Origin of the sequence: Nereida sp. NH-UV-3 (assembly GCF_042939535.1) — a bacterium.
GTDB classification, from domain to species: Bacteria; Pseudomonadota; Alphaproteobacteria; order Rhodobacterales; family Rhodobacteraceae; genus Nereida; species Nereida ignava.
The window spans coordinates 203,285-227,460 of sequence record NZ_CP132157.1; the positions used below are offsets into that span (position 1 = coordinate 203,285).

A 24,176-nucleotide genomic window follows, 5' to 3' on the forward strand; every position below is an offset into this window, starting at 1 on the left:
AAGATGAACATTGATGAGTTTGAAGATGACGTATCCGCACTGGGGCAAAGCCTGGACCAGACGAGTAATCTAGCGGCGGCATTCAGTGGTGAATTGACCAAGATGCAGCAAAGTCTGGCTACATCAAGTGTCAATGCAGGTGTTCTGTCAAAGGGGATGAGCAACGGGTTGAGGCGGGCAATTGATGGTGCTGTATCAGACGGGTTGAGGCTATCTGATGTGATGCAAAAAGTTGGAGAATCTTTAGTTTCTGCGGCTTATTCGGCGGCCGTAAAGCCTGTTACCAGCCACTTTGGGCAGCTGTTTGAGGGCGCAATTACGGGTGCTCTCGGTACTAATTTTGGCACGCAAGGTGCCGGTTCTGGAGTGTCGGGACGTGTGCAAGCTTTTGCCAAAAGCGGGGTCGTGACGAGCCCAACGCAATTTGGGATGCGGGGTGGGACAGGCTTGATGGGCGAAGCGGGACCTGAGGCGATTATGCCATTAACCCGTGGCCCGGATGGCGCACTCGGTGTGCGTATGCAAGGTGTTGGGGCGAACGCTCCGGTTCGTGTTGTGATGAATATTAGCACCCCTGACGTAGCAGGATTTCAGCGCGCGCAAGCACAGGTTTCTGCGCAGTTGGGGCGTGCTTTGGCAAAAGGTCAGCGCACCCGATAATGCGCTTTGTTGGTTAGGAGTTTGGTATGAGTTTTCACGAAGTGCAGTTTCCGGTTGGGTTAAGTTTTGGTGCCATTGGTGGACCAGAGAGGCGGACAGATGTTGTTACGCTCTCAAACGGATTTGAAGAGCGCAACACGCCTTGGGCCCACTCAAAGCGAAGGTATGATGCAGGGCTTGGTTTGCGCGCATTCACCGATGTTGAGGCTGTTGTAGCATTTTTTGAGGCGCGTTGCGGCCAATTATTTGCATTTCGTTGGAAGGATTGGGCTGATTACAAGTCATGTAGTGTTCAGGCCGAAGTGTCTGCCGTGGATCAAGATATTGCAGTTGGTGATGGTGTCGAAAAGCGCTTTCAATTGGTTAAAGTGTATAAGTCGGGCGAGCACCAATATGCGCGTCCAATTCAAAAGCCAGTTGATGGCAGTTTGATGGTTGCGCTTGATCAAGTTGAGCAAGTTGAAGGTGTTGATTTTGCTGCTGACTATACAAACGGCGTGATTTCATTTGTTGTAGCGCCCGAAGTTGGCGTTCAGATTTCTGCGGGTTTTGAATTTGATGTTCCCGCACGATTTGACAGTGATCAGATCATGACGTCGCTGTCGACGTTCCAGGCTGGCGATATTCCAGACATTCCTGTTGTGGAGGTTCGTGTATGAGCATCGACAGTGATTTTCATGAGCATCTGAAGAGTGGTTGCACAACAACATGCAGGGCGTGGGCCGTGACCCGTAAAGACGGCGTGCAACTTGGGTTTACGGATCATGACGGTGATCTGGAGTTCGACGGTATTAAGTTTCGTGCTGATACTGGAATGACGGCTCGGGCGGTTGAAAGCTCAACTGGTATGGCGGTGGATAACTCGGAAGCGGTTGGTGCGTTGAGCAGTGCTGCGATATCGGAACGTGATATTAAGTTTGGGCTCTATGATGATGCTGAGGTGCGAGCTTGGTGGTTGAACTGGGCAGATGCACGCCAGCGCCAGCTCGTTTTTTCGGGCACAATCGGTGAAATTGAGCGCAGCGAGGGTACTTTCCGTGCTGAGTTGCGCGGGTTGGCTGAACAGCTGAACCAGCCGCGTGGACGCGTATACCAAAAAGGGTGCTTGGCAAAGTTGGGCGCCCTTGAATGTGGGGTCGATCTTGAACATTTGGGCTACAACGCTGAGGGCGTAATTTCGAGCATCTCGGGAGAGACATCGTTTTCGGTTTCTATTGATGGGACGTTTGAAAAACGCTGGTTTGAGCGGGGTGCCCTTCATGTGTTGAGCGGTGAAGCAGCGGGTGCTCAGGTCAAGATCAAATCTGACAAACAAGTTGAGGGCACAGACGATCGGGATCTCCAGATCTGGAGTGCTGCGCGCCGTCGCCTAAGTATTGGCGACAGTGTTAAGCTATATGCAGGGTGTGACAAGCGGTTTGATACATGCCGCATTAAGTATCGGAACGATGCTAATTTTCAGGGCTTCCCTGATGTGCCTGGGGACGACTGGATGGTCACTGCCCCAACAAGTCGTAGCACTTTGAGCGGTGGAAGCAGACGATGAGTGCTGCGTTATTTGTAGCTCAGGCACGGCGTTGGATTGGAACGCCCTACGTTCATCAAGCAAGCGAAATGAACGCAGGTTGTGATTGTCTGGGGCTATTGCGCGGTGTGTGGCGCGACGTCTTTGGGTATTCGCCAGAGGTGCCGCCAGCTTATGCGTCTACGTGGTCTGAGGTAAGCGGTGACGAAGTGCTGTGGAGTGCATTGTTGCGGCATTTAGCGCCGTCTGAAACTGGCGTTGTTTTACTGTTCAGAATGCACTCAAACGCAGCTGCGAAACACGTTGGTATTTTATCTGCGTGGGGAGAGAACTCCACATTTATTCATTCGTATCAACATCATGGCGTCGTCGAGAGTCCGCTCAGTACACCGTGGAAACGGCGCGTTGTTGCGCGGTTTGATGTTCCCGTTTTTGGAGAGTTATGATGGCAACCCTAGTACTTTCAGCCGCTGGATTCGCGGCGGGCAATATGTTGGGCGGGACCGTTTTGGGTGTCTCATCGGCAGTCGCAGGGCGTTTTGCCGGTGCCACGATTGGGCGCGCGATTGATAGCCGCCTGTCAGGCGCGGGTAGTGCGCCTGTGGAGACGGGACGCATGGACCGATTGCGGTTAATGGGCACTAGTGAGGGTACCCCGGTTGCGCGCGTATATGGGCGGATGCGCGTGGCGGGGCAAGTCATCTGGGCTTCTCAGTTTCAAGAAACGACGCAGACAACTTCGCGAACTGGCAAGGGCATGCCGACACAACGCACAACGGCGTATAGCTATTCAGTTAGTATCGCTGTGGCTCTTTGTGAGGGCACAATCAATGGGATTGGGCGTATCTGGGCGGACGGCACGGAAGTTAATTTAACCCAACTCAACTACCGTGTTTATGATGGCTCGCCGGATCAACTGGCTGACCCGACGTTGGAGACGATCGAAGGCGCGGGGAATGTGCCTGCGTATCGCGGCACGGCGTATGTTGTGTTCGAGGATCTTGCGCTTGAGCAGTATGGAAACCGAGTTCCGAATTTCTCATTTGAAGTGTTTCGGTCGGGTCAGGGAGACGCCACCATCGCGGATGTTCCAGAGTTAGTTCGGGGCGTCGCCATGATGCCGGGAACCGGTGAATATGCGCTGGCCACGACGCCTGCATATGTGACGCGTGATGGCGCGACGGTTGCGGTGAATGAAAATACGCCCTCTGGCAAAAGCGACTTTGTTACCTCGGTTGATGGGCTTGCGCAGGAATTGCCAAAATGCGCATCGAGCCTGTTGGTTGTTTCGTGGTTTGGCAATGATTTGCGCGCAGGTGAATGCGAAATCTCACCACGTGCGGAGCCGAACGGAGCGGACGCAGAAGGCATTCCGTGGAACGTCAGTGGCTTGGATCGTGTGGCTGCAGGATCAGTTCCAGTGTTAGAAAATCGTGCGGTTTATGGTGGCACACCGTCCGATGCATCTGTGATTGAGGCTTTGCAGTATTTGCGCGCGCAAGGGCAACATACTGTTTTCTATCCATTTATCTTAATGGAGCAGCTATATGGCAATACGCTGCCTCATGGCGATGGAGAAATTGGCCAGCCCGAATTGCCGTGGCGCGGAAGGATATCTGCCAGCTCGGAACAAGCCGTATCTGACTTTTTCGGCACCTGTACGCTGAGCGATTTTTCCCCAACTGCGAACGGTGTTCACTACACAGGCCCGCTTGAACGTAGCTATCGCCGGTTCATTCTGCACTATGCTCACCTGTGCAAAGCTGCCGGTGGCGTTGATGCGTTCTGCGTAGGTTCGGAGATGCGGGAATTGACGCGTAGTTTGCCAGATGCGGGCTTTCCGGCAGTTGGTGCGCTCATTCGGTTGGTTCGTGACGTTAGGACCATTTTGGGATCTAATACCAAGATCAGCTATGCTGCTGATTGGTCGGAATATTGGGGATATCAGCCTGATGATGGCTCTGGCGACCGGTTGTTTCATCTTGATCCGCTTTGGGCTGATGGCGATGTAGATTTCATTGGGATTGATAATTATTTCCCGTCCGCTGATTGGCGGGATGGGCCGGACCATGCGGATGCGTCGTGGGGCAGCATTTACCACTTGGGGTATTTGCAATCCAATATTGAGGGCGGCGAGGGCTTTGACTGGTACTACAAAAGCCCAGAAGCACGAGACGCGCAAATCAGAACGCCGATTACTGACGGCGCTTATGATGAGCCGTGGGTGTACCGCTATAAAGACATTCGTGGGTTCTGGGAGAACTCTCATTTTGAACGTATCGGCGGGGTGCGATCAGAGGTGGCAACTGCATGGCAGCCGCGCTCAAAGCCGTTCTATTTCACCGAGATTGGATGTGCGGCAATCGATAAAGGGGCCAATCAGCCGAACCGGTTTCTTGATCCCAAATCATCTGAAAGTGCAGTGCCTCATTACTCGAACGGGCAGCGTGATGAGCTGATGCAAATGCAGTATCTGCGGGCCCATTTGTCATATTGGAATGACCCGGAGCGCAACCCTCACTCTGATCTATATGATGGGGCAATGGTTGATATGTCTAAGGCGCATGTGTGGGCTTGGGATGCGCGGCCGTTTCCGTTTTTTCCTGGCAACGCCGAGCTTTGGAGTGATGCGGCAAACTATGACAGAGGGCATTGGTTGAACGGGCGTAGTTCGGCGCGATCTCTGTCCTCTGTTGTGCGTGAAATTGCGAATAATGCTGGCATAACACAGGTAGATACCTCGGGTCTTTTTGGGTACGTCAGAGGCTACCTAGATAGCGGATCTGAGACAGGGCGCGCGGCGTTACAACCGTTGATTACGGCCTACGGTTTGGATGTGATTGATCGCGCTGGAACGCTGGTTTTTCAAATGCGAGACGGTCATCCAAATGATGCGATTGTGTTGGATGAACTGGTGGTATCAGATCAGAATAATGGTGGTCTTTCGAAGCTGCGCGGTAGCGGTGCTGACCTGATCAGTGATGTCCGATTTAGCTACGTTGAAGCGGATGCGGATTATGAAACTGGAACGGCGCAATCGACCTTGCCAGATGCGGGCAGGAATGTTGTTTCAAGCACAGAAATGTCGTTGGCTTTGACCGCGGGCGAGGCGCAAGGCATGGCTGACCGCTGGCTCTCAGAGGCGCATGCGAGCCAAGATAGCATTAGTTTTTCTGTCCCCCCGTCAATGGCACATTTAGGTGCAGGAGATGTGGTTCAAACGGATGATGGTGAGATAAAAACGCTCTACCGTATTGATAATGTTTCAAGATCTACGCATCTGATGATGGAAGGGACGCGAATTGATGCGGATGTTTATGCCCGTGCAGACCCTGCAACAGTGCCAATTGCCCTTCGTCCGTTTGTCGTGCCGAAGCCGGTTGCCGCGCAGTTTCTTGACCTGCCCATTATCCGTACGCAAACGCCAAATACCAGCCCGTTCATTGCAGTAAATGCGTCACCTTGGACGGGACCGGCTGATGTATTTATTGAGGTTGCCGATGAGGCTTTTGAACCGCAATTAGAGATCACCGAACAGGCGACATCTGGCACAACCGTAACCGCGTTGAATACCGGCCCATTTGGGGTAATCGACAGGACGGCTTTTGTTGATGTTGAGCTCACACACGGCGCGCTGTCATCTGTCAATCTAGACAGCCTTCTGTCCGGTCAAAATGTCTTTGCAATTGGTAGCGGCGATGTGGCCGTGTGGGAACTTTTTCAGGCGCAAAATGCGGTTCTAATTGGTCCCAAGATGTATCGTCTCTCGGGGCTAGTGCGCGGGCAGCAGGGGACAGATGCATTTGTTCCTGATACGTGGCCTGTTGGGAGCAAAGTCGTCTTACTTGATAGTGCTGTCAGCCAGCTTGAACTACCCGTAAATCAGCGCGGAGTAGAGCAGACCTATCGCGTGGGACCATCGGGCCGTGCAGCAAATGATGCCGCTTACCGTGAGCATAGTTTTGCAGTCGCGGGGGCAAGTCTTCGTCCGTATAGGCCTTGCCATTTGCAGGTGCAGCGAGGCGATAGCCTCATCGCTGCGCAGTGGATGAGGCGGACACGGATTGACGGAGATCATTGGGATGGATTTGATGTGCCCGTCGGTGAAATGAGCGAGCAATACTTGATAAGGTTGCGCGATGAAACTGGCGTGAAACTTGAACAAACGGTGATGAGCGTCACCGCTGTGCTTAATGAGCCGTTAAGTATCAGTGGTAATCTAATCTTTGAAGTAGCACAGCTTTCGGATCGTTATGGACCGGGACCATTTGCACAGATTGCCGTGTCTTAAGCGGGTATTTTGACTGTCATTACGTATACTTTTTTGGTTGGCGCTGCATATGTGCTAGGTTAGGGACAGGCGTGAAGGAGACCACCGATGGCAAATGTTCGCACTACAAACCGCAGCATCGACCCGATTTGGGAGCAGGTGCAAGAAGAAGCGCATCAAGCGATTGTTGATGAGCCGCTTTTGGGCGGATTGGTGCACAGCTCTTTGTTGCATCATGCGACTTTCGAGCGGGCTTTGTCCTATCGTTTGGCGTTGAAATTATCGTCCGGCGAGATGTCAGAGCAGTTGATTGCAGAGATCGCTGACGCTGCCTACGCCCGTAATCCGGCGTTGGGTTTGGCGGCGCGGGCTGACTTGGCCGCGGTCTATGATCGTGATCCGGCGTGTCACCGTCTGATGCAACCGCTGCTTTATTTCAAAGGATTTCAAGCAGTTCAGGCGCACCGTATTGCTAATGCGTTGTGGCGCGAAGGGCGCGCCGATCTTGCGTATTTCATTCAGATGCGGACCTCGGAAATGTTCGGAATTGATATTCACCCTGGGGCCACGATTGGTCAGGGGATCATGATTGACCATGCCCACTCTATCGTGATCGGTGAGACCGCAGTGGTGGGCGATAATGTGTCAATGTTGCACTCAGTAACCCTTGGCGGCACCGGTAAAGAAGATGATGACCGTCACCCAAAAATTGGCGACGGTGTGTTGATCGGGGCGGGCGCGCATGTGCTTGGAAACATCTCAATCGGGCAATGCTGCCGGATTGCCGCTGGATCTGTTGTGCTTGAAGATGTGCCACCGATGAAAACAGTCGCTGGTGTACCGGCGAAAATAGTTGGTGAGGCGGGGTGCTCTCAGCCATCAATTAGCATGGATCAATTGCTGAGTGGCTCAATGATTGAGTAGAGCTATACTTCAAAATTTATAAAGGCCGCTAAGGGATATCCCCTAGCGGCCTTTTTGTTTGGTACCAGTTAGTTAAGTGATGAAGCGTTACGCAAGCATCCCGACGGGATTTTCGAGGTTGTGCTTGATCGCGTTCAACAAGTTCGCACCAAGAGCCCCGTCAATGACACGGTGGTCAACTGACATTGTGGTGGACATAACGGTGGCGACTTTCAGCTCGCCGTCTGCGCCAACGACAGGTTTCTTTGCACCTGCACCCACCGCCAAAATGGCGGAGTGCGGTGGGTTGATGATGGCGTCGAAGTTGTCGATGCCGAACATACCCAAGTTGGAAATTGCAAAGCTACCGCCTTGATACTCGTGAGGCGCCAACTTGCGGTCACGCGCACGGGAGGCCATGTCTTTCATCTGCGTGGAAAGCGCAGAAAGTGACTTTTGATCGGCGTCTTGTAGCACAGGGGTGAAAAGCCCGCCCTCAATTGCCACTGCAACAGCAACGTCCGAACGTTCCATTTTGAGTGTTCTGTCACCGGCCCAAACTGCGTTTGCTTCAGGTACCTGTTGCAGTGCAAGTGCACAGGCTTTGATGATGAAGTCGTTTACGGACAGTTTGATGCCCCGAGGTTCTAGCGTTGCGTTGATCTCAGCGCGGAACTTCAAAAGCGCATCAAGCTCAATGTCGCGGCGCAGGTAGAAGTGCGGCACAGACTGCTTCGCCTCGGTCAGACGGGCGGCAATTGTTTTGCGCATGCCGTCCAATTTGACTTCCTCAAAAGCGCGGCCTTCATACATCGCGATGACCTGATCGGTGCTCGGGCCTTGTGCAATTGTAGCGGATTGGCTGCTTGCAATTGACGCTGGCGCAGAGGCAGTTTTTGGTGCCGCAGTGGCGTTTTCAACATCTGCTTTGATGATACGGCCGTGGGGTCCTGATCCGGTCATGGATGACAGATCGATACCTTTATCGGCTGCAATGCGCCGCGCGAGGGGCGTTGCAAACACGCGTTCGCCTTTGGCTGTCTGTGGTGCCGCGGGGGCGGGCGACGTTTGTTGTGGCGCTGACGGTGAGGCCTCTGTCTTTATGGCTGCGGCTTCGCTTGATGCGGCAGCAGGTGTCGCAACAGCGCTGTCAGCGTCTTCGCCTTCTTCTAGTAGAACCGCAATCGCTGTATTCACTTTGACACCTTCGGAGCCTTCGGCGACCAAGAGTTTGCCGATGACGCCTTCGTCCACGGCTTCAAACTCCATGGTCGCTTTGTCAGTTTCGATTTCGGCCAGCAAGTCACCGGAGGCAACAGTGTCACCTTCTTTGACAAGCCATTTTGCAAGTGTGCCTTCCTCCATCGTCGGAGAGAGCGCGGGCATTAGAATTTCAGTTGCCATATCTGCGGCTCCTTAACGGTAGGTGACTTGTTTAACGGCGGCGATGACCTCGTCTGTTGTGACAAGGGCAAGTTTTTCGAGGTTTGCGGCATATGGCATCGGTACGTCTTTACCTGTGCAGCTGATCACTGGCGCGTCGAGATAATCGAACGCGTGCTGCATGATCTGGCTGCCGATGTAGCTACCAACGCTGCCTTGGGGCCAACCTTCTTCGACGGTGACGCAGCGGTTTGTCTTACGCACGGACGCCAAGATGCTGTCCATATCCATCGGACGCAAAGTCCGCAGATCGATAACTTCCGCAGAGATACCTTCTTCGGCCAGCTTGTCTGCGGCCTCAAGAGCATATGTCATGCCGATACCAAATGAGACGATCGTCACATCGGTGCCTTCGCGCCAAATTCGTGCCTTACCGAACGGCACGGTGTAGTCGTCCATGTCTGGCACATCGAAGGACCGGCCGTAGAGAATTTCGTTCTCAAGGAATATCACGGGGTTCGGGTCACGGATTGCTGATTTCAGCAAACCTTTGGCGTCGGATGCGGAGTAGGGCATCGCAACTTTGAGACCAGGCACCTGCATATACCATGCGGCGTAGTCTTGTGAGTGCTGTGCGCCAACCCGTGCCGCAGCACCGTTTGGTCCGCGGAAAACCATCGGGGCGCCCATTTGACCGCCTGACATATAAAGTGTCTTTGCCGCGGAATTAATAAGATGATCAATGGCTTGCATGGCGAAGTTAAATGTCATGAACTCAACGATCGGGCGCAGGCCAGCCATTGCGGACCCTGTGGCGATGCCTGCAAAACCGTGCTCGGTGATGGGCGTGTCGATGACGCGTTTTGCGCCGAACTCATCCAACAGACCTTGGCTGATTTTATAAGCACCTTGGTACTCGGCGACTTCTTCGCCCATCAAAAAGACGCTTTCGTTGCCGCGCATTTCTTCGGCCATCGCATCACGTAGTGCTTCGCGGACGGTTTGCTGTTTCATTGGCGTGCCTTCGGGCCAATCTGGCGATGTGTCCGGAGCAGGGGCCGCTGGTGCGGCGGCAGTTGCTGGGACACTGCTGGCTTCAGGCGCAGCTGTCGCTTCGGCAGCCGGTGCCGCTGCGGCGCTAGCCGTGTCAGCGGCGGACGCGTCTTCACCTTCTTCCAGTAATACGGCAATTGCTGTGTTCACTTTGACACCTTCAGAGCCCTCAGAAATGAGGATTTTACCAATCACACCTTCGTCGACAGCTTCAAATTCCATCGTGGCTTTGTCGGTTTCGATCTCTGCCAAGATGTCACCGGAGGCAACTGTATCGCCTTCTTTGACGAGCCATTTGGCCAGCGTGCCTTCTTCCATGGTGGGCGAGAGGGCGGGCATCAGAATTTCGGTTGCCATAATTATACGTCCTCGCTTGCGTAGATATCTGTCCAAAGTTCGTCGACATGGGGCTCTGGGCTCTCTTTTGAGAACTCGGCCGCTTCGTTGACGATTGCTTTGATTTCTTTGTCGACTGCTTTCAACTCATCTTCTGAGGCGTGCTTACCAGTAAGCAGCATGTCGCGAATTTGTTCGATTGGATCGCGCTCGTCGCGCATTTTTTGGACCTCTTCGCGGGTCCGGTATTTTGCGGGATCAGACATGGAGTGACCACGGTAACGATATGTTTTCACTTCCAAAATGTAGGGGCCTTTGCCTGCGCGGCAGTGTGCAACGGCTTTCTCACCAGCAGCTTTAACAGCCAGAACATCCATACCGTCAACTTCTTCACCAGCGATGCCGTAGGCTTGTCCGCGCGCGAAATAGCTGGGTGATTTGGTTGAGCGTTGGGTCGAAGTACCCATGGCGTATTGGTTGTTTTCAATGACGAAAACTGCGGGAAGCTGCCACAGCTCGGCCATGTTGTAGGTTTCATACACTTGGCCTTGGTTCGCTGCACCGTCGCCGAAGTAGATGAAGGTAACGTTGTCATTGCCATTGTATTTGTCCGCGAAGGCAAGACCTGCACCAAGGGGAACTTGCGCTGCAACAATGCCGTGTCCGCCGTAGAAATGCTTTTCCTTAGAGAACATGTGCATTGAACCACCTTTGCCGCGGCTGTAACCACCTTCGCGACCAGTAAGTTCAGCCATGACACCTTTTGGATCCATGCCACAGGCCAGCATATGGCCGTGGTCACGATACGATGTGATGCGCTTGTCGCCTTCTTTTGCAGCCGCTTCCAAGCCCACAACAACGGCTTCTTGGCCGATGTAGAGGTGGCAGAAACCGCCAATCAGACCCATGCCATAAAGCTGACCTGCTTTTTCTTCAAAGCGGCGAATGAGTAGCATTTCACGGTAATGGTTAAGAAGCTCATCAGCTGAGACATTCGGTGTGGCTGGTTTCTTAGCGGCCATAAGGCTCCCTCCTTACACCCAAAGTCACGGGCGCAAACGCATATAGTTTAACATTAAACTATTTCTACATTAGGGGGTTTTGGAAATCAATAGGGGCAAAGTGGAGCAATCAAAAATGCGCGTGAATTCACTGTTAAGAAGTGAAAATCAGCGCGTACTACACTATGGACGACGTAGTTTTTTGCGAGGTCGGCTCGGTCGGCTTAGCGGATGACCATTTCGTCGCTGCGCACATATCCCAAAACATCACGGGCCTGCTCATCAAGCAGATCAAGGTCTAGGTAGGTGTCTGACAACCGACGAGTTTTGTTTTGCAACTCGGCCACATCTGCCAAAAGTGTGTCTAGTTCAGCCTGAAGAGTTGCGGCATCTGCCTCAATCTCGGCACGGCTAAAAATACCGTAATCGCCCTGAACGGCGGCAAATGTGAAATAAAAGCCAACAGCGCACATCACGACGAAATACACAATCGCACCGATAGAATGGCGTTTGCGGGTGTTGTATTTCATCGTTCTGCTGTGCCTCAGTTAGGTGCGCTCACTTTTCGGAGCACTTGGGATGACACTACAGGAGGCGATTCGCTGTGGGAATCCCTAAAATGGTTAATTGGGCTGAAAATTGCCGAAAAACCGTACCTTTTCGCTTATTTATCAGCTTTTGGAGCTTAGCCCGCGCAGGAGGCGTCAAAAATGCTGTCGATGGTCTGTCCAATCGTTGTGTTAAAATCGGCGTCGGTTTGGTCCGCGCTGAGACCTTCCGTAAGGGCGCGGCTGAATGAGGCGATGATACCGGTGTTGGCGCAAAGGCGCGTGTTGGCTTCTGTCCGTGCATAGCCGCCTGACAGGGCAACAACGCGCATGACGGCCTTGTGCTGAACCAGCGGTAGGTAGTGGTTGGCGGTTTCGGGCAGGGTGAGTTTCAGCATGACCTCCTGGCCATCGGGCAACACATCAAGTTCGGCTTTGATCGCGTCCAGCAGCATCGCTTCCGCTTCGGCTTTGTCCGCGATTGAGATCGTGACCTCTGGTTCAATGATTGGCACGAGGCCGTGGGACATGATCTGGCGCGCAATGGCGAATTGTTGTGCGACGACCGCTTTGATGCCGCTGGCGGAGGCGGCCGAGATGACAGACCGCATCTTGGTGCCGAACACGCCTTTTGCTACGGCGCGTTGACACAGTGCATCAAGGTTGGGAATGGGGCGCAGCAGTTGCACGCCATCGGCTTCGTCCTCAAGACCTTTGTCGCATTTAAGGAACGGCACAACGCGGTGGGTGTTCCACAGGTGCTCGGCAGTGGGTGTGCCGTCGACGTCGCGGTCCATTGTCATCTCAAACAAGATCGCGCCAATGACTTTGTCGCCGTGAAATGCAGGCGCGCGGATGATGCGGGCGCGCATGTCGTGGATCAGGTCATACATTTCGTCGTCGTTGGCGTAGGCGTTTTCCTCAACGCCGTAGAGCCGCAGCGCTTTGGGGGTGGAGCCGCCGGATTGATCCAGTGCTGCAATGAAGCCGGCACCGGTGCGGATTTGGGCGGTCATGTCAGGGTTGGTCATTGGGTCGTCCTTAGGCTGTGGGGCGCGAAATATCGCGGTTACCCCACCCTTAAGGCAGCGGTTTACGCATCGCAATTATGGTCGCGCTAACGGGTTGCGCTAACATGAACGCGGTGCGTAACGCATTGTAATTACGTGATCTGTTGTCGGTATTCGGGCGTGTGACGCAGGTGCATTTACTCCGCCATCAAAGCCGCAACACCGGGAAGGGTTTTACCTTCCATCCATTCCAAGAACGCACCGCCCGCGGTTGAGATATAGGTGAAATTATCCGCCGCACCCGCTTGGTTCAGGGCCGCAACCGTATCACCGCCACCCGCCACGGAAGTAAGCGTGCCTTCACGGGTCAGCCGTGCTGCGGTCTGTGCAGCAGCGTTTGTGGCCGCATCAAATGGCGCGATTTCGAATGCACCCAACGGGCCGTTCCAGATCAGCGTTTTCGCGTTTGCCAGCACAGCCTCAATGCGTGCAACCGCGTCAGGCCCCGCATCAAGGATCATCGCGTCAGCGGGGCAGGCATTGGCGGCGACCACGTCGTTTTCGGCGCCGGCTTTGAATTCACGGGCTACGACAACATCGCTTGGCAGCACAATCTCACAGCCTGTGGAGGCGGCCTTGTCCATGATCGCGCGGGCAGTGTCGGCCAAATCGTGTTCGCACAGGGATTTACCCACATCGATCCCTTGGGCCGCGAGGAATGTGTTTGCCATGCCCCCGCCAATCACAAGGTGGTCCACTTTCTCAATCAGGTTTGAGAGCAGGTCCAACTTTGTCGACACTTTTGCACCGCCAACCACAGCGACCACGGGGCGCTTGGGCGCACCCAAGGCAGCTTCAAGCGCGCCGAGCTCTTGCTGCATCAGACGACCCGCGCATGAGGGCAAAAGCGTTGCAACACCTGTCGTTGAGGCATGGGCACGGTGGGCGGCAGAGAAAGCATCATTGCAGAAAATATCGCCCAAAGTGGCCAAGAAAGTCGCCATTTCGGGGTTATTTGCTTCTTCCATGGCCGAAAAGCGCGTGTTTTCGACCAGGACGATGGCATCCATTGGCTGGGCGTCGATAAATTCGCGGGACGGGCGCTCAACAAAAGTGACGGGCGCGCCGAACGTGTCGGTGAGGGCAGGGACCAGCTGTTGTAATGACATCTCGGGAACAACTTTGCCTTTGGGTCGGCCAAAGTGGGCCAGCAAGATCGGACAGCCCCCTGCAGCACGAATATCGGCAATGGTGGGGGCGATGCGTTCGATGCGGCTGGCATCTGTGACACGGCCGTTTTCCATCGGCACGTTGATGTCTACGCGCACCAGAACCCGTTTGCCCGAAAGCGCCATGTCATCAAGTGTTTTCCAGCCCATATTTCTGCCCGTCCTGCGTTAAATTGGTGTTCGCGACCTCTAACGCGGGGGCTACCTGCTTGGCAATCCGATTGATCCGACCTAGGTTCCGCACAAACACAAAATGGAGAGACCCAATGGCCGAGATCAATGATCCCGAGAACACAATTTTGATGGAACTCAAAGGCGGCACCGTCACAATCGAGCTTTTGCCAGATGTAGCGCCAGAGCACACAGCCCGCATGAAAGAGCTCGCACGCAGCGGCCAGTACGACAACGTAGCGTTCCACCGTGTCATCGATGGCTTCATGGCGCAGACAGGCGACGTGGCGAACGGCAACATGGAAAAAGACTTCAACTTGGGCCGCGCAGGCACAGGCGGATCTGATTTGCCGGACCTTCCTGCCGAGTTTTCAAAACTGCCCCACGACCGCGGCACATTGGGTGCGGCGCGGTCTGCCAATCCGAACTCTGCCAACAGCCAGTTCTTCATCAACTTCAACGACAACCACTTTCTGAACGGTCAATACACTGTGTACGGCCGTGTGATTGAGGGCATGGACCATGTGGATGCGATCCAGCGTGGCGAGCCACCAGCAGAGCCTGACCGCATGATTTCGGTGAAAGTCGCGGCTGATGCGTAGTGCACTGGCAGCTTTGCTCCTCAGCGCCACGCCAGCATTTGGCGCGGGGCTTGAGATTGACATCGCTGGCGAAGCAAACGGGACAATCACGGTTGATTTGTTCGAACAATCTGCACCTATGCACGCGGAGCGGATCACAACCCTTGCGTCTGAGGGCGCGTATGATGACGTGGTGTTTCACCGTGTGATCCAAGGGTTCATGGCCCAAACCGGTGATGTAGAGCACGGCAAACTGGGCCAAGACATGCGCCGTGCGGGTATGGGCGGCAGCGATCTGCCTGATCTGCCGGCTGAGTTCAGTGATACCCTGAACTTTGACCGCGGTGTTGTTGGGATGGCGCGTTCGTCACAACCAAACTCTGCCAACAGCCAGTTTTTCATCATGTTTGCGCCTGCGCCGCATTTGAACGGGCAATACACTATTGTCGGTCAGGTTACGGGCGGCATGGACGTGGTTGATGCGATAAAGCTGGGGCGCGGTGCCAATGGTGCCGTGATCGGCGAGCCTGACCGTATGGTTGCGGTGCGCGTCACCGACTGAACCGCGCAGCTATCTGTAAGACATCAAGAGCGCCCCCGCACCGGATCACATATCTGGGCTGGGGCGTTTTTACGTGTACAGTCTAATTGTTCACGCCCGTCACAGATTTCAAAAGTTAATCGTGGATTACTTGGTGTCGGGGCTACTCATCACGGGGCGAAAGGACTAGGTTAGACCTATACGTTTTAGTGAAAAGAGACCCGATGCGCCGACTGACAAAAACCGCTGCCAATTTGAACGACGATCAGATCAGCGGGTGGCGCACAATCAAGCGCGTTGTCCCTTATCTTTGGCCCGCCGAACACCCTTGGGTGAAGCGGCGCGTGGTGGCGGCTCTGACGGTTTTGTTCATCGCCAAACTGGTCGCGGTCTATACGCCGCAGCTTTATAAACAAGCGGTTGACGCGCTGAGCGGCGACGGTGATGCAACAATGTTGGCAATGGGCGCCATTGGTCTGACAGTGGCTTACGGTGTGGCGCGGTTGATGAACGTGGGCTTTCAGCAGTTGCGCGATGTGATCTTTGCACGGGTTGGTCAGCGGGCGCTGCGGCAGCTGGCCCTTGAGACGTTCACGCACATTCACCGCCTTTCAATGCGCTATCACATCAGCCGCAAAACTGGCGGGCTTAGCCGGATCATCGAACGCGGTGTGAAGGGTGTTGAGTTTTTGCTGAGATTTTTGCTGTTCTCGATCGGCCCGCTTGTGTTGGAGCTGTTGTTGATCGGTGTCATTTTGGCGGTGCAGTTTAGCGTGTGGTATCTGGTGGTCGTGCTGGCGACGATCGTGCTTTACGTCATCTTTACGTTCCGCGTGACCGAGTGGCGCGTGCGCATTCGCAAAGTGATGAACGACCAAGATACGGACGCCAATCAAAAGGCGATCGACAGCCTGCTTAACTTTGAAACCGTGAAATATTTTGGTGCCGAGGCCCGTGAGGCTGAACGCTATGACGGGGCGATGCAAAAGTATGAGGCGGCAGCGCTTCAGACATCATATTCGCTGGCGTTTTTGAACTTTGGCCAATCGCTTATCATTACATCCGGCCTTGTGGGCGTGATGGTCATGGCCGCGTTTGGGGTGCAAAATGGGCAGATGACCGTGGGCGATTTCGTCTTGGTCAACGCCTATATGATCCAAATCACGATGCCTTTGAACTTCTTGGGCACCGTTTACCGTGAGATCCGTCAGGCCCTTGTGGATATGGGCGAGATGTTTGATCTGCTTGAAAGCCCTGCGGAAGTCCAAGACAAAAAAGGCGCGCGGGCGTTGGAGATCAAAGGCGGTGAGGTTGAGTTGGACAGTGTTGAGTTCGGCTATGATCCCGAGCGCCCCATCCTTAAGGGTGTCAGCATCAAAGCAGGTGCAGGCGAAACCATTGCCATCGTGGGCCCGTCTGGTTCTGGTAAATCAACCATTGGGCGGCTGCTGTTCCGCTTTTATGATGTGGGCGCTGGCGCGCTGCGCATTGACGGGCAAGATGTGCGTGATGTGACCCAAACAAGCCTGCACGATCAAATTGGCGTGGTGCCGCAAGACACGGTGCTTTTTAACGATACGGTGTATTATAACATTGCTTACGGCAATCCCGACGCGCCGCGCAGTCAAGTTGAAGCGGCGGCTAAAGCGGCCAAAATCCATGACTTCATCATGGCGCTTCCGGATGGTTACGAGACAACTGTAGGTGAGCGCGGTCTGAAATTGTCGGGTGGTGAAAAACAGCGGGTCGGCATTGCGCGCACGCTGTTGAAAGACCCACCGATTTTGCTGCTTGATGAGGCCACGTCCGCCCTTGATAGTGAGACAGAGCGCGACATTCAGGATGAGTTGAACGGGTTGGGACACGGGCGCACGGTCTTCACGATCGCGCATCGGTTGTCCACGATTACCCACGCCGATCAGATCATTGTGCTGGAAAACGGCCTTGTGGCCGAGCGCGGCACGTTCGACGAATTGCTTGCCGCGGGCGGGCGTTTTTCAGACATGTGGCATCGCCAGCAAAATGACGATGAAGAAGAGGCTTAGGTGACTTGGATGTTGGCGGCGCTGAGTGCGGCGGCGTCAACGTTTTGCAGAATTGCCAGAACTTGCGTTTCGTTCAGCAGGATTTGTGTGTCCGCACCGTCTTGGACAAAGCTGAGGTCCGCAAATTCTGAAGCCTCTGTGAAGCTGTTTTCGTTCGTGAACAGTGGGTTTGATCCGTCAGAAATATTTATCTGAAGGGCCTCAGTCGCGGGGTCAAAATCTGTGATGGTAGCGGCGGTTGATTTGGTGCTGGCCACTTGCAGTTGGAACGCGTCCACGCCTTCACCACCGGACACCGTATCGCCGTCATCGAACAGCATTTGGTCATCGCCAAGTCCGCCAAACCCCATGTCAGGTCGTACCTGAACGCCGTCAAACTGGGGCAGGAAATCATTGGTGTTGATCACATCGTTGCCCGTATCACCAAACAGCGTGTCTTGGCCGCCAAGGGATGTCAGGGTATCGTTGCCGCCTTGGCCGCGCACAAGATCATCTCCACCGTAGTCCGGATCATTTCGCCCGCCGATATCGCCAAAAAAGTCGTCACCGCGTCCTAGAAATACCTCGTCGTCACCGTCACCGGGGCTCACGTTGTCATTTCCGTCACCGCCGAAAATGATGTCGTTACTGGGGCCGGTTAAATCCACCACATCATCGCCGCCGCGCCCTTGGATCGTGACGTTTGTTGTAATGTCTACATCGGTGAAAACATTGGGCCCGTCGTCACCAATCAGCAAGGACGGTCGTGGCTGGCCGCTTTCGTCCGTGGTCTCGTCTGGGGCGTCTGGTGGTGTAGGCTCGGCGAAGTTAGTCGAGGAACTACCCCCATCAAGCAGGGCACCCAGACCAACGGCGACACAAATCGACAGCAATAAAACCATGAACACATCTCACTAATTACTCAGAACAGTAATTTTAGCGAAGATGGCTTGGCGTTCAATAACGTGAATGCAAAATCCGACCGAAAGCCCAAGCAGCGGTGTGATTGGCATCCACTGCTTGTGCTATTGTTTCTTATTCCGCGGCTTTAAGCGGCTCAACATCCGATTGTTGCGCCGAGGCTTCTGGATCACCCCAGATGATCTCGGGGTGTTTCACCTGTGAGGCTTCTTTGCGAAGCGCCCAATCCTGTGCCGCAACCGAGCCTTTGCCAAGTGACAGCTTGGCAAGCGCAAGGCCGATCCAACGCGCATAGGTCACAACCCAAACGCGCAGCGCAAGAAGCGACGGGGTGAACACAAGTGTCAGAACCGTCGCGATGCCAAGTCCAAAGACCACCGCCGTAGCAAGCTGCTTCCACCAAAGCGCCGTGGGGCTGTCGATGGAATAGCCGCCGCCGATGAAATCAAGGCTCAGGCCAAACATCATCGGCGCAAGGCCCGCCATCGTGGTGATTGTGGTCAGAAGCACGGGGCGGATACGGTCTTCGGCTGTGCGAATGATCGCCTCAATCCGTGGCATATAGCGGTTATATTCCTGATAGGTGTCGATAAGCACAATGTTGTTGTTCACCACGATCCCTGCCAAAGCCACGATGCCCGTACCGGTCATGATGATCGAGAACGCTTGATCCATAACCAGCATGCCAATCAGCACACCTGTGGTCGACAAAATCACCGCCAGCAGCACCAGTATCGAGTTATAAAAGCTGTTGAACTGCGCCAGCAAGATGATGAACATCAAGCCAAGCGCACCCGCAAAAGCCTGCATCAAGAACGCGCCACTTTCGGCCTGTTCTTCTTGGTCGCCTGCCCATTCCCACTCAAGGGCTGCGGGGAAGGGGGACGTGCTTTCGATCCAGTCCGTGATCAGGGTGATACGCTCGTTTGCATTAATTGGCGCGATCAGAACGTCGTCGTTCGCTTGCAACTCGTCCGCAGTGAAGCTGCCTGTGAGTGACAAAATGGCATAGCGCGTGTCGCCCTGTTGAAAGATTAGCTGGCCCGCAGGTGTTTCGGCGTCCGCCTCAAGCTCTCGCAGTATCGCTTGGGTCGTAACCGCATCAGAACCATCCGGCCCAGACGGTCCTTCAAGGGTCAGTTTTGCAAGGCCAGTTTCGACGTCTGCCTTCACATCATAGTGGCGTTTTTGGTCCACGCGGTCGATCTGACCCAGCTTGGCGACCGGCTTTACGGTTATGAAATTAGACAGCGGCACCAGACCTTCGGGGGTGCGTACACGCAGCGTGTCCAGCGTTGACATGACACGGTCTTTTTCGGGTAGGCGAACACGAATGTCGATTTCTTCATCGCTGCTGTCGACACGCATCTGGCCCAGCAAGATACCCCGCGTCACAAGCTGAACCATGCCGCCGACCGTCGCCACATTCGCGCCATAGCGACCGGCTTTTTCCACGTCCACATCAATCTGCCAGTCAAAACCGGGTAGGGGCAGGGTGTCTTCGATTAGTGTCAAGCCTGGGGTCGCTTCGAACTTGGCGCGCGCTGTCAGTGCTGCGTTTTTGAGCACATCAAGGTCATCGCCGCGGATACGCAAATGCAGTGGCTTACCTTGGGCCGGACCTTGGGCCAGCTCGGATATTTCGGCCTTAATCCCCGGTAATTTTGCAAGCTCTGCGCTGAGCTCATCAAGCACCAAGTTACCGTCCAGATCAGGACGATCAGCGCGGTCATCCCACGGGATCGTCTCAAGCTGGATACGCCCAATCGTATCGCGCGGGCCTTGTCCACCGCCGGGCCCGCCCGTGTCGAGCCCCCCTTCGCCTGCAAAGGCAAAAACGTTCACAACACCGGGGTGCGCCAACACGATTTCTTCAGCGGCACGGACGGCTGCGTCTTTTTCTTCAAGACTTAGATTGCCACGTGCGCGGACATATACGATGGCCTGCTCGGGCTCGGATTCCACAAAGAATTCAACGCCGTTATTGTTTGTCCCAAAGTAGGTAAATGTCCCCATCACAAACGCCATTACGGCTACAAGTGAGACCACTGGCATGATTGGATTGCCCACGATGAGGCGGATGAATTTGCCAAAAATTGTCCGTGTGCGTCCTGAGCTAACCCGCTTTTCACCCTGCAGGGGCGTTGCAGAGCCAACCGTGATCGACAGGGCAAATGCGCCAAGGCTAAAGAGGATACAGCCAATGATCGCGCCCAAGATACCGCCCGAGGGCACGATGTAGGACGTGTTCAATATCCCCATGACACCTGCAAACGTGAGCAGAATGGCGGGCACCACAAGGGCCAACCGCACGAGCCACGGTAAGTTATCGCGCAGCGCGTCAGAGGTTTTGCCAAAGACCCGTGTCATGCGGCCCGAAATGCCACCCACGACAGGCAAGTAAATCAGCGCCACGAGCAGTGATGCGGACAACACAAAAATCATCGTGACCGGCAACATGCCCATAAATTCACCTGGCACGCCCGGCCAGAATAGGAACGGCAAAAACGCGCAAAGCGTGGTGGCTGTTGAGGACACAATGGGCCAGAACATCCGCTTTGCGGCGTCCGTGTAGGCCTGCATGGGCGATGCGCCTTCGCTTAGGCGTTTGTCGCCGTATTCCACGACCACAATCGCGCCGTCCACCAACATACCAACCGCAAGGATCAAGCCGAACATCACAATGTTGGACACCGAAACCCCAAGCAAGGCCAGCAATACAAAACACAGCAAAAACGAAGTTGGAATGGCAAAGCCCACAAGCAGCGCAGGGCGCGGGCCAAGGGCGGCAAGCACCACAATCATCACCAACGCAATCGCCGTCAGAACGGAACTTTCAAGCTGGCTGACCATGCTGCCCACTTGACGTGACTGATCGTTGGAGAACCCCACTTGAATGGCGGCGCGCAACTCTGGCTCCCAGCTTTGACGCTCTTGCTCAACCAGTTCGCGAACCATGTTGGCAGTGTCGATAATATTGAAGCCTTTGCGTTTAACCACTTGCAGGGCCACGGTGTTCTCGGAATTAAAACGCGCAGTTCCGGCACGGTCTTCAAATGTGAGACGGATGTCCGTGAGATCCCCGAGCGTGATGACGCGGTCGCCGTTGGTTTTGACGGGCAAGCTGTAAATGTCTTGGGCTTCATCAAACGAGGAGGGGATTTTGATGCCGATTGAGGACGCGCTTGTGTCCACGTTTCCGGCGGCAACCAACAAATTGTTGTTGGCAACGACGTTGATCAATTCGTTCGCGGTGACGTTGTAGCTTTCCAGTTTTAGCGGGTCGATGACGACCTCAACCATCTCATCGCGCTGGCCCGACAAAGCCGCTTCAAGGACGGCGTCTTGGCCCTCGATCTTATCCTGCAAATCTTTCGCCACGCGCACCAACGTGCGTTCAGGTAAAGAGCCGGTCAGGTTTACAATAATGATCGGGAATTCAGAGAAGTTGATCTCTTCGATTTTGTATTTTTCAGCACCGTTAGGGAAATTGGCCTCAACGGTGTTCATCCGGTCGCGGACATCCGCAAGGATTTTCGGCTTGTCCCAGCCAAATTCAAATTCAAGCACCACGTTGGCGTAGTTTTCCACGGCTGTGCCAGTAATGCGTTTCAGCCCGTCGAAGTCCGAAAGTTCTGTCTCAATCGGTTTCACCAACAGCTTTTCACTGTCTTCCGCCGAGATACCGGGGAACGGCAGCGAGATCACAAGCGCAGGGATTTCAATGTCAGGCTCGCCCTCTTTGGGAAGGCTCACATAGGCAAAAGCCCCCACCGCGATTGAAAGCACGATGAAGGCAATAATCATCCGCGCCCGTGACGCGGCCCAATCTACCATTCCAACCATCAGTTCACTCCACGCATCGTCACATCAACGGGTACACCGTCGGTTACATATTCCTGGCCCACCACAATGACATCTGCTGTCGCCGGCAGCCCGTTGACCCACACGCCGTCCATGGTGTCGCGGATCAGACTGACGGGGACAAAGCGCGCGATACCGCCTTCGGCCACGCGCACCCCAAGGCGCCCTTGATCATCAAGTGTAAGCGCAGAGCCGGGCAACAAATGCGCATCAGCACCGTCGCTTGCGATGGCGATCTCAACAGTTTGGCCGTCACGGATGCTCAGGTCTGTGTTCGGCACTTTCAACTCAACCCGGAACGTACGGGTCAGCGGATCAGCGCTGCGCGACAGGAAAGTTACCCGTCCGCGAACTTCACGCTCACCTGTCAGGCGCGCGCCGCCAACGGCCCCCACAGTGATGCGGTCCACTTGGGTTTCAGGTACAAAGCCCACCAATTTGATCGGGTCTAGCTGGATCAAGGTCGCGCAAGCGGCCCCGGGTTGCAGCAACGCGCCAAGTTCGGCTGTGTCGCTTTCCAAAAGCCCTGCAAATGGTGCGCTGATGGTCAGTTTAGAGATTTCGCGTTCGGCGTTTTCAACGGCCGCTTGGGCAGATTGCACAGCGGCTTGGGCGGATTGCATGCCACCTTCGGCAGATTGAATGCCCGCTGTTGCGGATGTGACTGCGGCCAATGCGCTTTCCAGATTGGCTTGGGCGGCAGCAACGCGCGTGTCTGAGGCATAGCCGTCTGCGGCCAATGTGCGTGCAGCGTTTTGGTTGATCTTTGCTTCTTCAACCCGTGCCTCTGCTTCGCGCAGGCGGGCGCGCGCTTCGGGCAGGCGTGAGTTGGCGGATGGAAGGTTTGCTTTTGCTTCGGCCAAACGTGCAAGGGCTTCTGCAAGGCGTACCTGCGATGTTCCGGGGTTCAGCACGCACATTTCCGCACCTTTTTCGACGAACGCGCCTTTGCGCAGTGGCGTGTTGATCACAAGGCCAGATGTCTCAGAGCGGACGGTCAATTGGCGCACCGCTTCGGTTTGACCGCGAACAATCACAGCACTGTCGATTGTTTGTGCCACCGACGCCATCGCCACGACCGAGACCCGCTGAACCGCATCCGATGTGTCCGTTGCCTCCATCGCAGCGCCGGAATTCTGGGCAATTGCCATCAGCGCGTCGCGTTCAAACACCAATCCATAGAGGAACGCAGATACGAGCAGAGCAGTTAAAATCGGGAAAATCTTCATGGGTCAGGTCAGCCTATTCATCGCTTTGCGCGCACAACTGCGCGGTAGTCAGCTACATATGCCTATCCTACGTAATACTAAACCATTTAGTTCAAAAATGTTTTGAACAGCCTGACATTTTGGGCATTTCCGAGCGAACTGGCGCGGAATTGAGCACTTTTGCCCATGGCACTTGAACCAGAACTACGGTAATTCATAAAACAACAGGCACAGACAGTGATAAAGGCCGCTTTAATATGTCCAATACCGATAGTTTTGTCGAAGAAGTCACCGATGAGTTGCGCAATGACCAACTGTTTGCCGCCATGCGCAAATACGGCTGGATTGCTGCGGTTGCAGTGGTTGCGATTGTAGGCGGTGCGTCTTGGAATGAATATAGCAAAGCGCAGGCCGCCAAAGTAGCGCAGGCCAAAGGGGATGCGTTACTGAGCGCGCTGACGGCCGAAGACCCTGCGGCGTCTGTTGCGGCCCTTGGTGGGTTAGAGGCGCAAAGTGCAGCCTCAACACTTCTGCTTGCGGATGCGCATGTGCAAAACGGTGATACTTCTGCGGCAATTGCGGCATATGACACGTTGGCTACATCGGCTGATGCACTTCCTGTTTACCGTCAGTTGGCCCAGTACAAAACGCTGATGTTGCGCGGCTCTGAGACAAGTGCGGATGAACGCCGTATGGGGTTTGAAACGCTTGCCACACCCGGCGCGCCGTTTCGTTTGCTGGCCGAAGAGCAGCTTGGATTTTTGGACGTAGAGGCGGGCAACACCAACGCCGCGCTTGAGCGGTTTGAGCGTATCATTGCGGACGGTGAAACATCTGCGGCCTTGCGTCGTCGAGCATCACAAGCAATTGTTGCGTTGGGTGGCTCGCTCGATGGTGCGGTAAGCGAAAGCTAAGTGCTGGTGCTACGATCTGCGATAGGGATCTGAA

General features: G+C 54.7%; 19 protein-coding genes. 10 read left to right on the plus strand and 9 right to left on the minus strand.

All coding sequences use genetic code 11. The features are described from left to right. The first annotated feature begins 3 nt into the window (after positions 1-3). The 6 genes from NeNHUV3_RS00995 to cysE all read left to right on the plus strand — a co-directional run bounded on the left by NeNHUV3_RS00995 (position 4) and on the right by cysE (position 7,379). Positions 4-660 carry a phage tail tape measure protein gene (locus NeNHUV3_RS00995; protein ID WP_391481914.1) on the plus strand — a complete coding sequence of 219 codons (657 nt, stop codon included), beginning with the start codon at positions 4-6 and terminating at the stop codon, positions 658-660. 26 nt (positions 661-686) lie between these two features. Continuing rightward, positions 687-1,319, plus strand: coding sequence for a TIGR02217 family protein (locus NeNHUV3_RS01000; RefSeq protein WP_391481916.1), 633 nt, complete (start codon positions 687-689; stop codon positions 1,317-1,319). Continuing rightward, the gene (locus tag NeNHUV3_RS01005) at positions 1,316-2,206 is read left to right on the plus strand and encodes a DUF2163 domain-containing protein (protein ID WP_391481918.1); all 891 of its coding nucleotides are present in this window, start codon (positions 1,316-1,318) and stop codon (positions 2,204-2,206) included. The genes NeNHUV3_RS01000 and NeNHUV3_RS01005 overlap by 4 nt, the downstream gene beginning before the upstream one ends. Continuing rightward, positions 2,203-2,631 (plus strand): NlpC/P60 family protein, encoded by a 429-nt coding sequence (locus tag NeNHUV3_RS01010; RefSeq protein WP_391481920.1) that lies wholly within the window; start codon positions 2,203-2,205, stop codon positions 2,629-2,631. Before NeNHUV3_RS01005 ends, NeNHUV3_RS01010 begins: the two co-directional genes overlap by 4 nt. Then, positions 2,628-6,476 carry a glycoside hydrolase/phage tail family protein gene (locus NeNHUV3_RS01015; RefSeq protein WP_391481922.1) on the plus strand — a complete coding sequence of 1,283 codons (3,849 nt, stop codon included), beginning with the start codon at positions 2,628-2,630 and terminating at the stop codon, positions 6,474-6,476. Before NeNHUV3_RS01010 ends, NeNHUV3_RS01015 begins: the two co-directional genes overlap by 4 nt. Before the next feature lie 87 nt (positions 6,477-6,563). After that, positions 6,564-7,379: a serine O-acetyltransferase gene (gene cysE, locus NeNHUV3_RS01020; protein ID WP_391481924.1), complete on the plus strand. Its 816-nt coding sequence runs from the start codon at positions 6,564-6,566 to the stop codon at positions 7,377-7,379. 87 nt (positions 7,380-7,466) lie between these two features. On the opposite strand, the gene NeNHUV3_RS01025 is transcribed toward cysE, so the two are convergent. The 6 genes from NeNHUV3_RS01025 to NeNHUV3_RS01050 all read right to left on the minus strand — a co-directional run bounded on the left by NeNHUV3_RS01025 (position 7,467) and on the right by NeNHUV3_RS01050 (position 14,068). Then, complete coding sequence (locus NeNHUV3_RS01025) at positions 7,467-8,762, minus strand: pyruvate dehydrogenase complex dihydrolipoamide acetyltransferase (RefSeq protein WP_391481925.1); 1,296 nt, start codon at positions 8,760-8,762, stop codon at positions 7,467-7,469. A gap of 12 nt (positions 8,763-8,774) precedes the next feature. Beyond that, entirely contained in the window at positions 8,775-10,151 is a 1,377-nt protein-coding gene (locus tag NeNHUV3_RS01030; RefSeq protein WP_391481926.1) for a pyruvate dehydrogenase complex E1 component subunit beta, read from the minus strand. A 2-nt stretch (positions 10,152-10,153) separates the two neighbouring features. Continuing rightward, on the minus strand, positions 10,154-11,152 hold the full coding sequence (gene pdhA / locus NeNHUV3_RS01035; protein ID WP_048597425.1) for a pyruvate dehydrogenase (acetyl-transferring) E1 component subunit alpha: 999 nt from the start codon (positions 11,150-11,152) through the stop codon (positions 10,154-10,156). Positions 11,153-11,355: 203 nt separating this feature from the next. After that, positions 11,356-11,661 (minus strand): septum formation initiator family protein, encoded by a 306-nt coding sequence (locus NeNHUV3_RS01040; protein ID WP_048597426.1) that lies wholly within the window; start codon positions 11,659-11,661, stop codon positions 11,356-11,358. Positions 11,662-11,816: 155 nt separating this feature from the next. Beyond that, positions 11,817-12,710, minus strand: a complete 894-nt coding sequence (locus NeNHUV3_RS01045) for a fructose bisphosphate aldolase (protein ID WP_391481928.1) — start codon at positions 12,708-12,710, stop codon at positions 11,817-11,819. Positions 12,711-12,886: 176 nt separating this feature from the next. After that, on the minus strand, positions 12,887-14,068 hold the full coding sequence (locus NeNHUV3_RS01050; RefSeq protein WP_391481930.1) for a phosphoglycerate kinase: 1,182 nt from the start codon (positions 14,066-14,068) through the stop codon (positions 12,887-12,889). 116 nt (positions 14,069-14,184) lie between these two features. On the opposite strand from NeNHUV3_RS01050, the gene NeNHUV3_RS01055 reads away from it, so the two are divergent. From NeNHUV3_RS01055 to NeNHUV3_RS01065, 3 genes are all read left to right on the plus strand, one after another. Further along, positions 14,185-14,691: a peptidylprolyl isomerase gene (locus NeNHUV3_RS01055; RefSeq protein ID WP_341246686.1), complete on the plus strand. Its 507-nt coding sequence runs from the start codon at positions 14,185-14,187 to the stop codon at positions 14,689-14,691. Further along, entirely contained in the window at positions 14,684-15,232 is a 549-nt protein-coding gene (locus NeNHUV3_RS01060; RefSeq protein ID WP_391481932.1) for a peptidylprolyl isomerase, read from the plus strand. The genes NeNHUV3_RS01055 and NeNHUV3_RS01060 overlap by 8 nt, the downstream gene beginning before the upstream one ends. 203 nt (positions 15,233-15,435) lie before the next feature. Then, positions 15,436-17,256, plus strand: a complete 1,821-nt coding sequence (locus tag NeNHUV3_RS01065; RefSeq protein WP_391481934.1) for an ABCB family ABC transporter ATP-binding protein/permease — start codon at positions 15,436-15,438, stop codon at positions 17,254-17,256. Here the strand turns inward: NeNHUV3_RS01065 and NeNHUV3_RS01070 are convergent. The 3 genes from NeNHUV3_RS01070 to NeNHUV3_RS01080 all read right to left on the minus strand — a co-directional run bounded on the left by NeNHUV3_RS01070 (position 17,253) and on the right by NeNHUV3_RS01080 (position 23,249). Next, complete coding sequence (locus tag NeNHUV3_RS01070; protein ID WP_391481936.1) at positions 17,253-18,137, minus strand: calcium-binding protein; 885 nt, start codon at positions 18,135-18,137, stop codon at positions 17,253-17,255. The two genes, NeNHUV3_RS01065 and NeNHUV3_RS01070, sit on opposite strands and share 4 nt — an antisense overlap. Before the next feature lie 133 nt (positions 18,138-18,270). Then, a complete protein-coding gene (locus NeNHUV3_RS01075; RefSeq protein WP_391481938.1) occupies positions 18,271-22,002 on the minus strand; it encodes an efflux RND transporter permease subunit in 3,732 nt (1,243 codons plus the stop codon). Next, positions 22,002-23,249 carry an efflux RND transporter periplasmic adaptor subunit gene (locus NeNHUV3_RS01080; RefSeq protein ID WP_391481940.1) on the minus strand — a complete coding sequence of 416 codons (1,248 nt, stop codon included), beginning with the start codon at positions 23,247-23,249 and terminating at the stop codon, positions 22,002-22,004. Before NeNHUV3_RS01080 ends, NeNHUV3_RS01075 begins: the two co-directional genes overlap by 1 nt. Positions 23,250-23,485: 236 nt before the next feature. Here NeNHUV3_RS01080 and NeNHUV3_RS01085 point away from each other — a divergent pair, with 236 nt between their 5' ends. Continuing rightward, on the plus strand, positions 23,486-24,142 hold the full coding sequence (locus tag NeNHUV3_RS01085; RefSeq protein WP_391481941.1) for a hypothetical protein: 657 nt from the start codon (positions 23,486-23,488) through the stop codon (positions 24,140-24,142). The last annotated feature ends 34 nt before the right edge of the window (positions 24,143-24,176 follow it).

Coding starts and splice junctions, on each gene's coding strand:
- NeNHUV3_RS01030 (WP_391481926.1), bottom strand. CDS start 10,151: ATGGCAACCGAAATTCTGATGCCCGCCCTCTCGCCCACCATGGAAGAA.
- NeNHUV3_RS01015 (WP_391481922.1), top strand. CDS start 2,628: ATGATGGCAACCCTAGTACTTTCAGCCGCTGGATTCGCGGCGGGCAAT.
- NeNHUV3_RS01065 (WP_391481934.1), top strand. CDS start 15,436: ATGCGCCGACTGACAAAAACCGCTGCCAATTTGAACGACGATCAGATC.
- NeNHUV3_RS01060 (WP_391481932.1), top strand. CDS start 14,684: ATGCGTAGTGCACTGGCAGCTTTGCTCCTCAGCGCCACGCCAGCATTT.
- NeNHUV3_RS01040 (WP_048597426.1), bottom strand. CDS start 11,661: ATGAAATACAACACCCGCAAACGCCATTCTATCGGTGCGATTGTGTAT.
- NeNHUV3_RS01025 (WP_391481925.1), bottom strand. CDS start 8,762: ATGGCAACTGAAATTCTAATGCCCGCGCTCTCTCCGACGATGGAGGAA.
- NeNHUV3_RS00995 (WP_391481914.1), top strand. CDS start 4: ATGAACATTGATGAGTTTGAAGATGACGTATCCGCACTGGGGCAAAGC.
- NeNHUV3_RS01075 (WP_391481938.1), bottom strand. CDS start 22,002: ATGGTTGGAATGGTAGATTGGGCCGCGTCACGGGCGCGGATGATTATT.
- NeNHUV3_RS01085 (WP_391481941.1), top strand. CDS start 23,486: ATGTCCAATACCGATAGTTTTGTCGAAGAAGTCACCGATGAGTTGCGC.
- NeNHUV3_RS01000 (WP_391481916.1), top strand. CDS start 687: ATGAGTTTTCACGAAGTGCAGTTTCCGGTTGGGTTAAGTTTTGGTGCC.
- NeNHUV3_RS01070 (WP_391481936.1), bottom strand. CDS start 18,137: ATGGTTTTATTGCTGTCGATTTGTGTCGCCGTTGGTCTGGGTGCCCTG.
- NeNHUV3_RS01045 (WP_391481928.1), bottom strand. CDS start 12,710: ATGACCAACCCTGACATGACCGCCCAAATCCGCACCGGTGCCGGCTTC.
- NeNHUV3_RS01055 (WP_341246686.1), top strand. CDS start 14,185: ATGGCCGAGATCAATGATCCCGAGAACACAATTTTGATGGAACTCAAA.
- NeNHUV3_RS01050 (WP_391481930.1), bottom strand. CDS start 14,068: ATGGGCTGGAAAACACTTGATGACATGGCGCTTTCGGGCAAACGGGTT.
- NeNHUV3_RS01080 (WP_391481940.1), bottom strand. CDS start 23,249: ATGAAGATTTTCCCGATTTTAACTGCTCTGCTCGTATCTGCGTTCCTC.
- pdhA (WP_048597425.1), bottom strand. CDS start 11,152: ATGGCCGCTAAGAAACCAGCCACACCGAATGTCTCAGCTGATGAGCTT.
- cysE (WP_391481924.1), top strand. CDS start 6,564: ATGGCAAATGTTCGCACTACAAACCGCAGCATCGACCCGATTTGGGAG.
- NeNHUV3_RS01010 (WP_391481920.1), top strand. CDS start 2,203: ATGAGTGCTGCGTTATTTGTAGCTCAGGCACGGCGTTGGATTGGAACG.
- NeNHUV3_RS01005 (WP_391481918.1), top strand. CDS start 1,316: ATGAGCATCGACAGTGATTTTCATGAGCATCTGAAGAGTGGTTGCACA.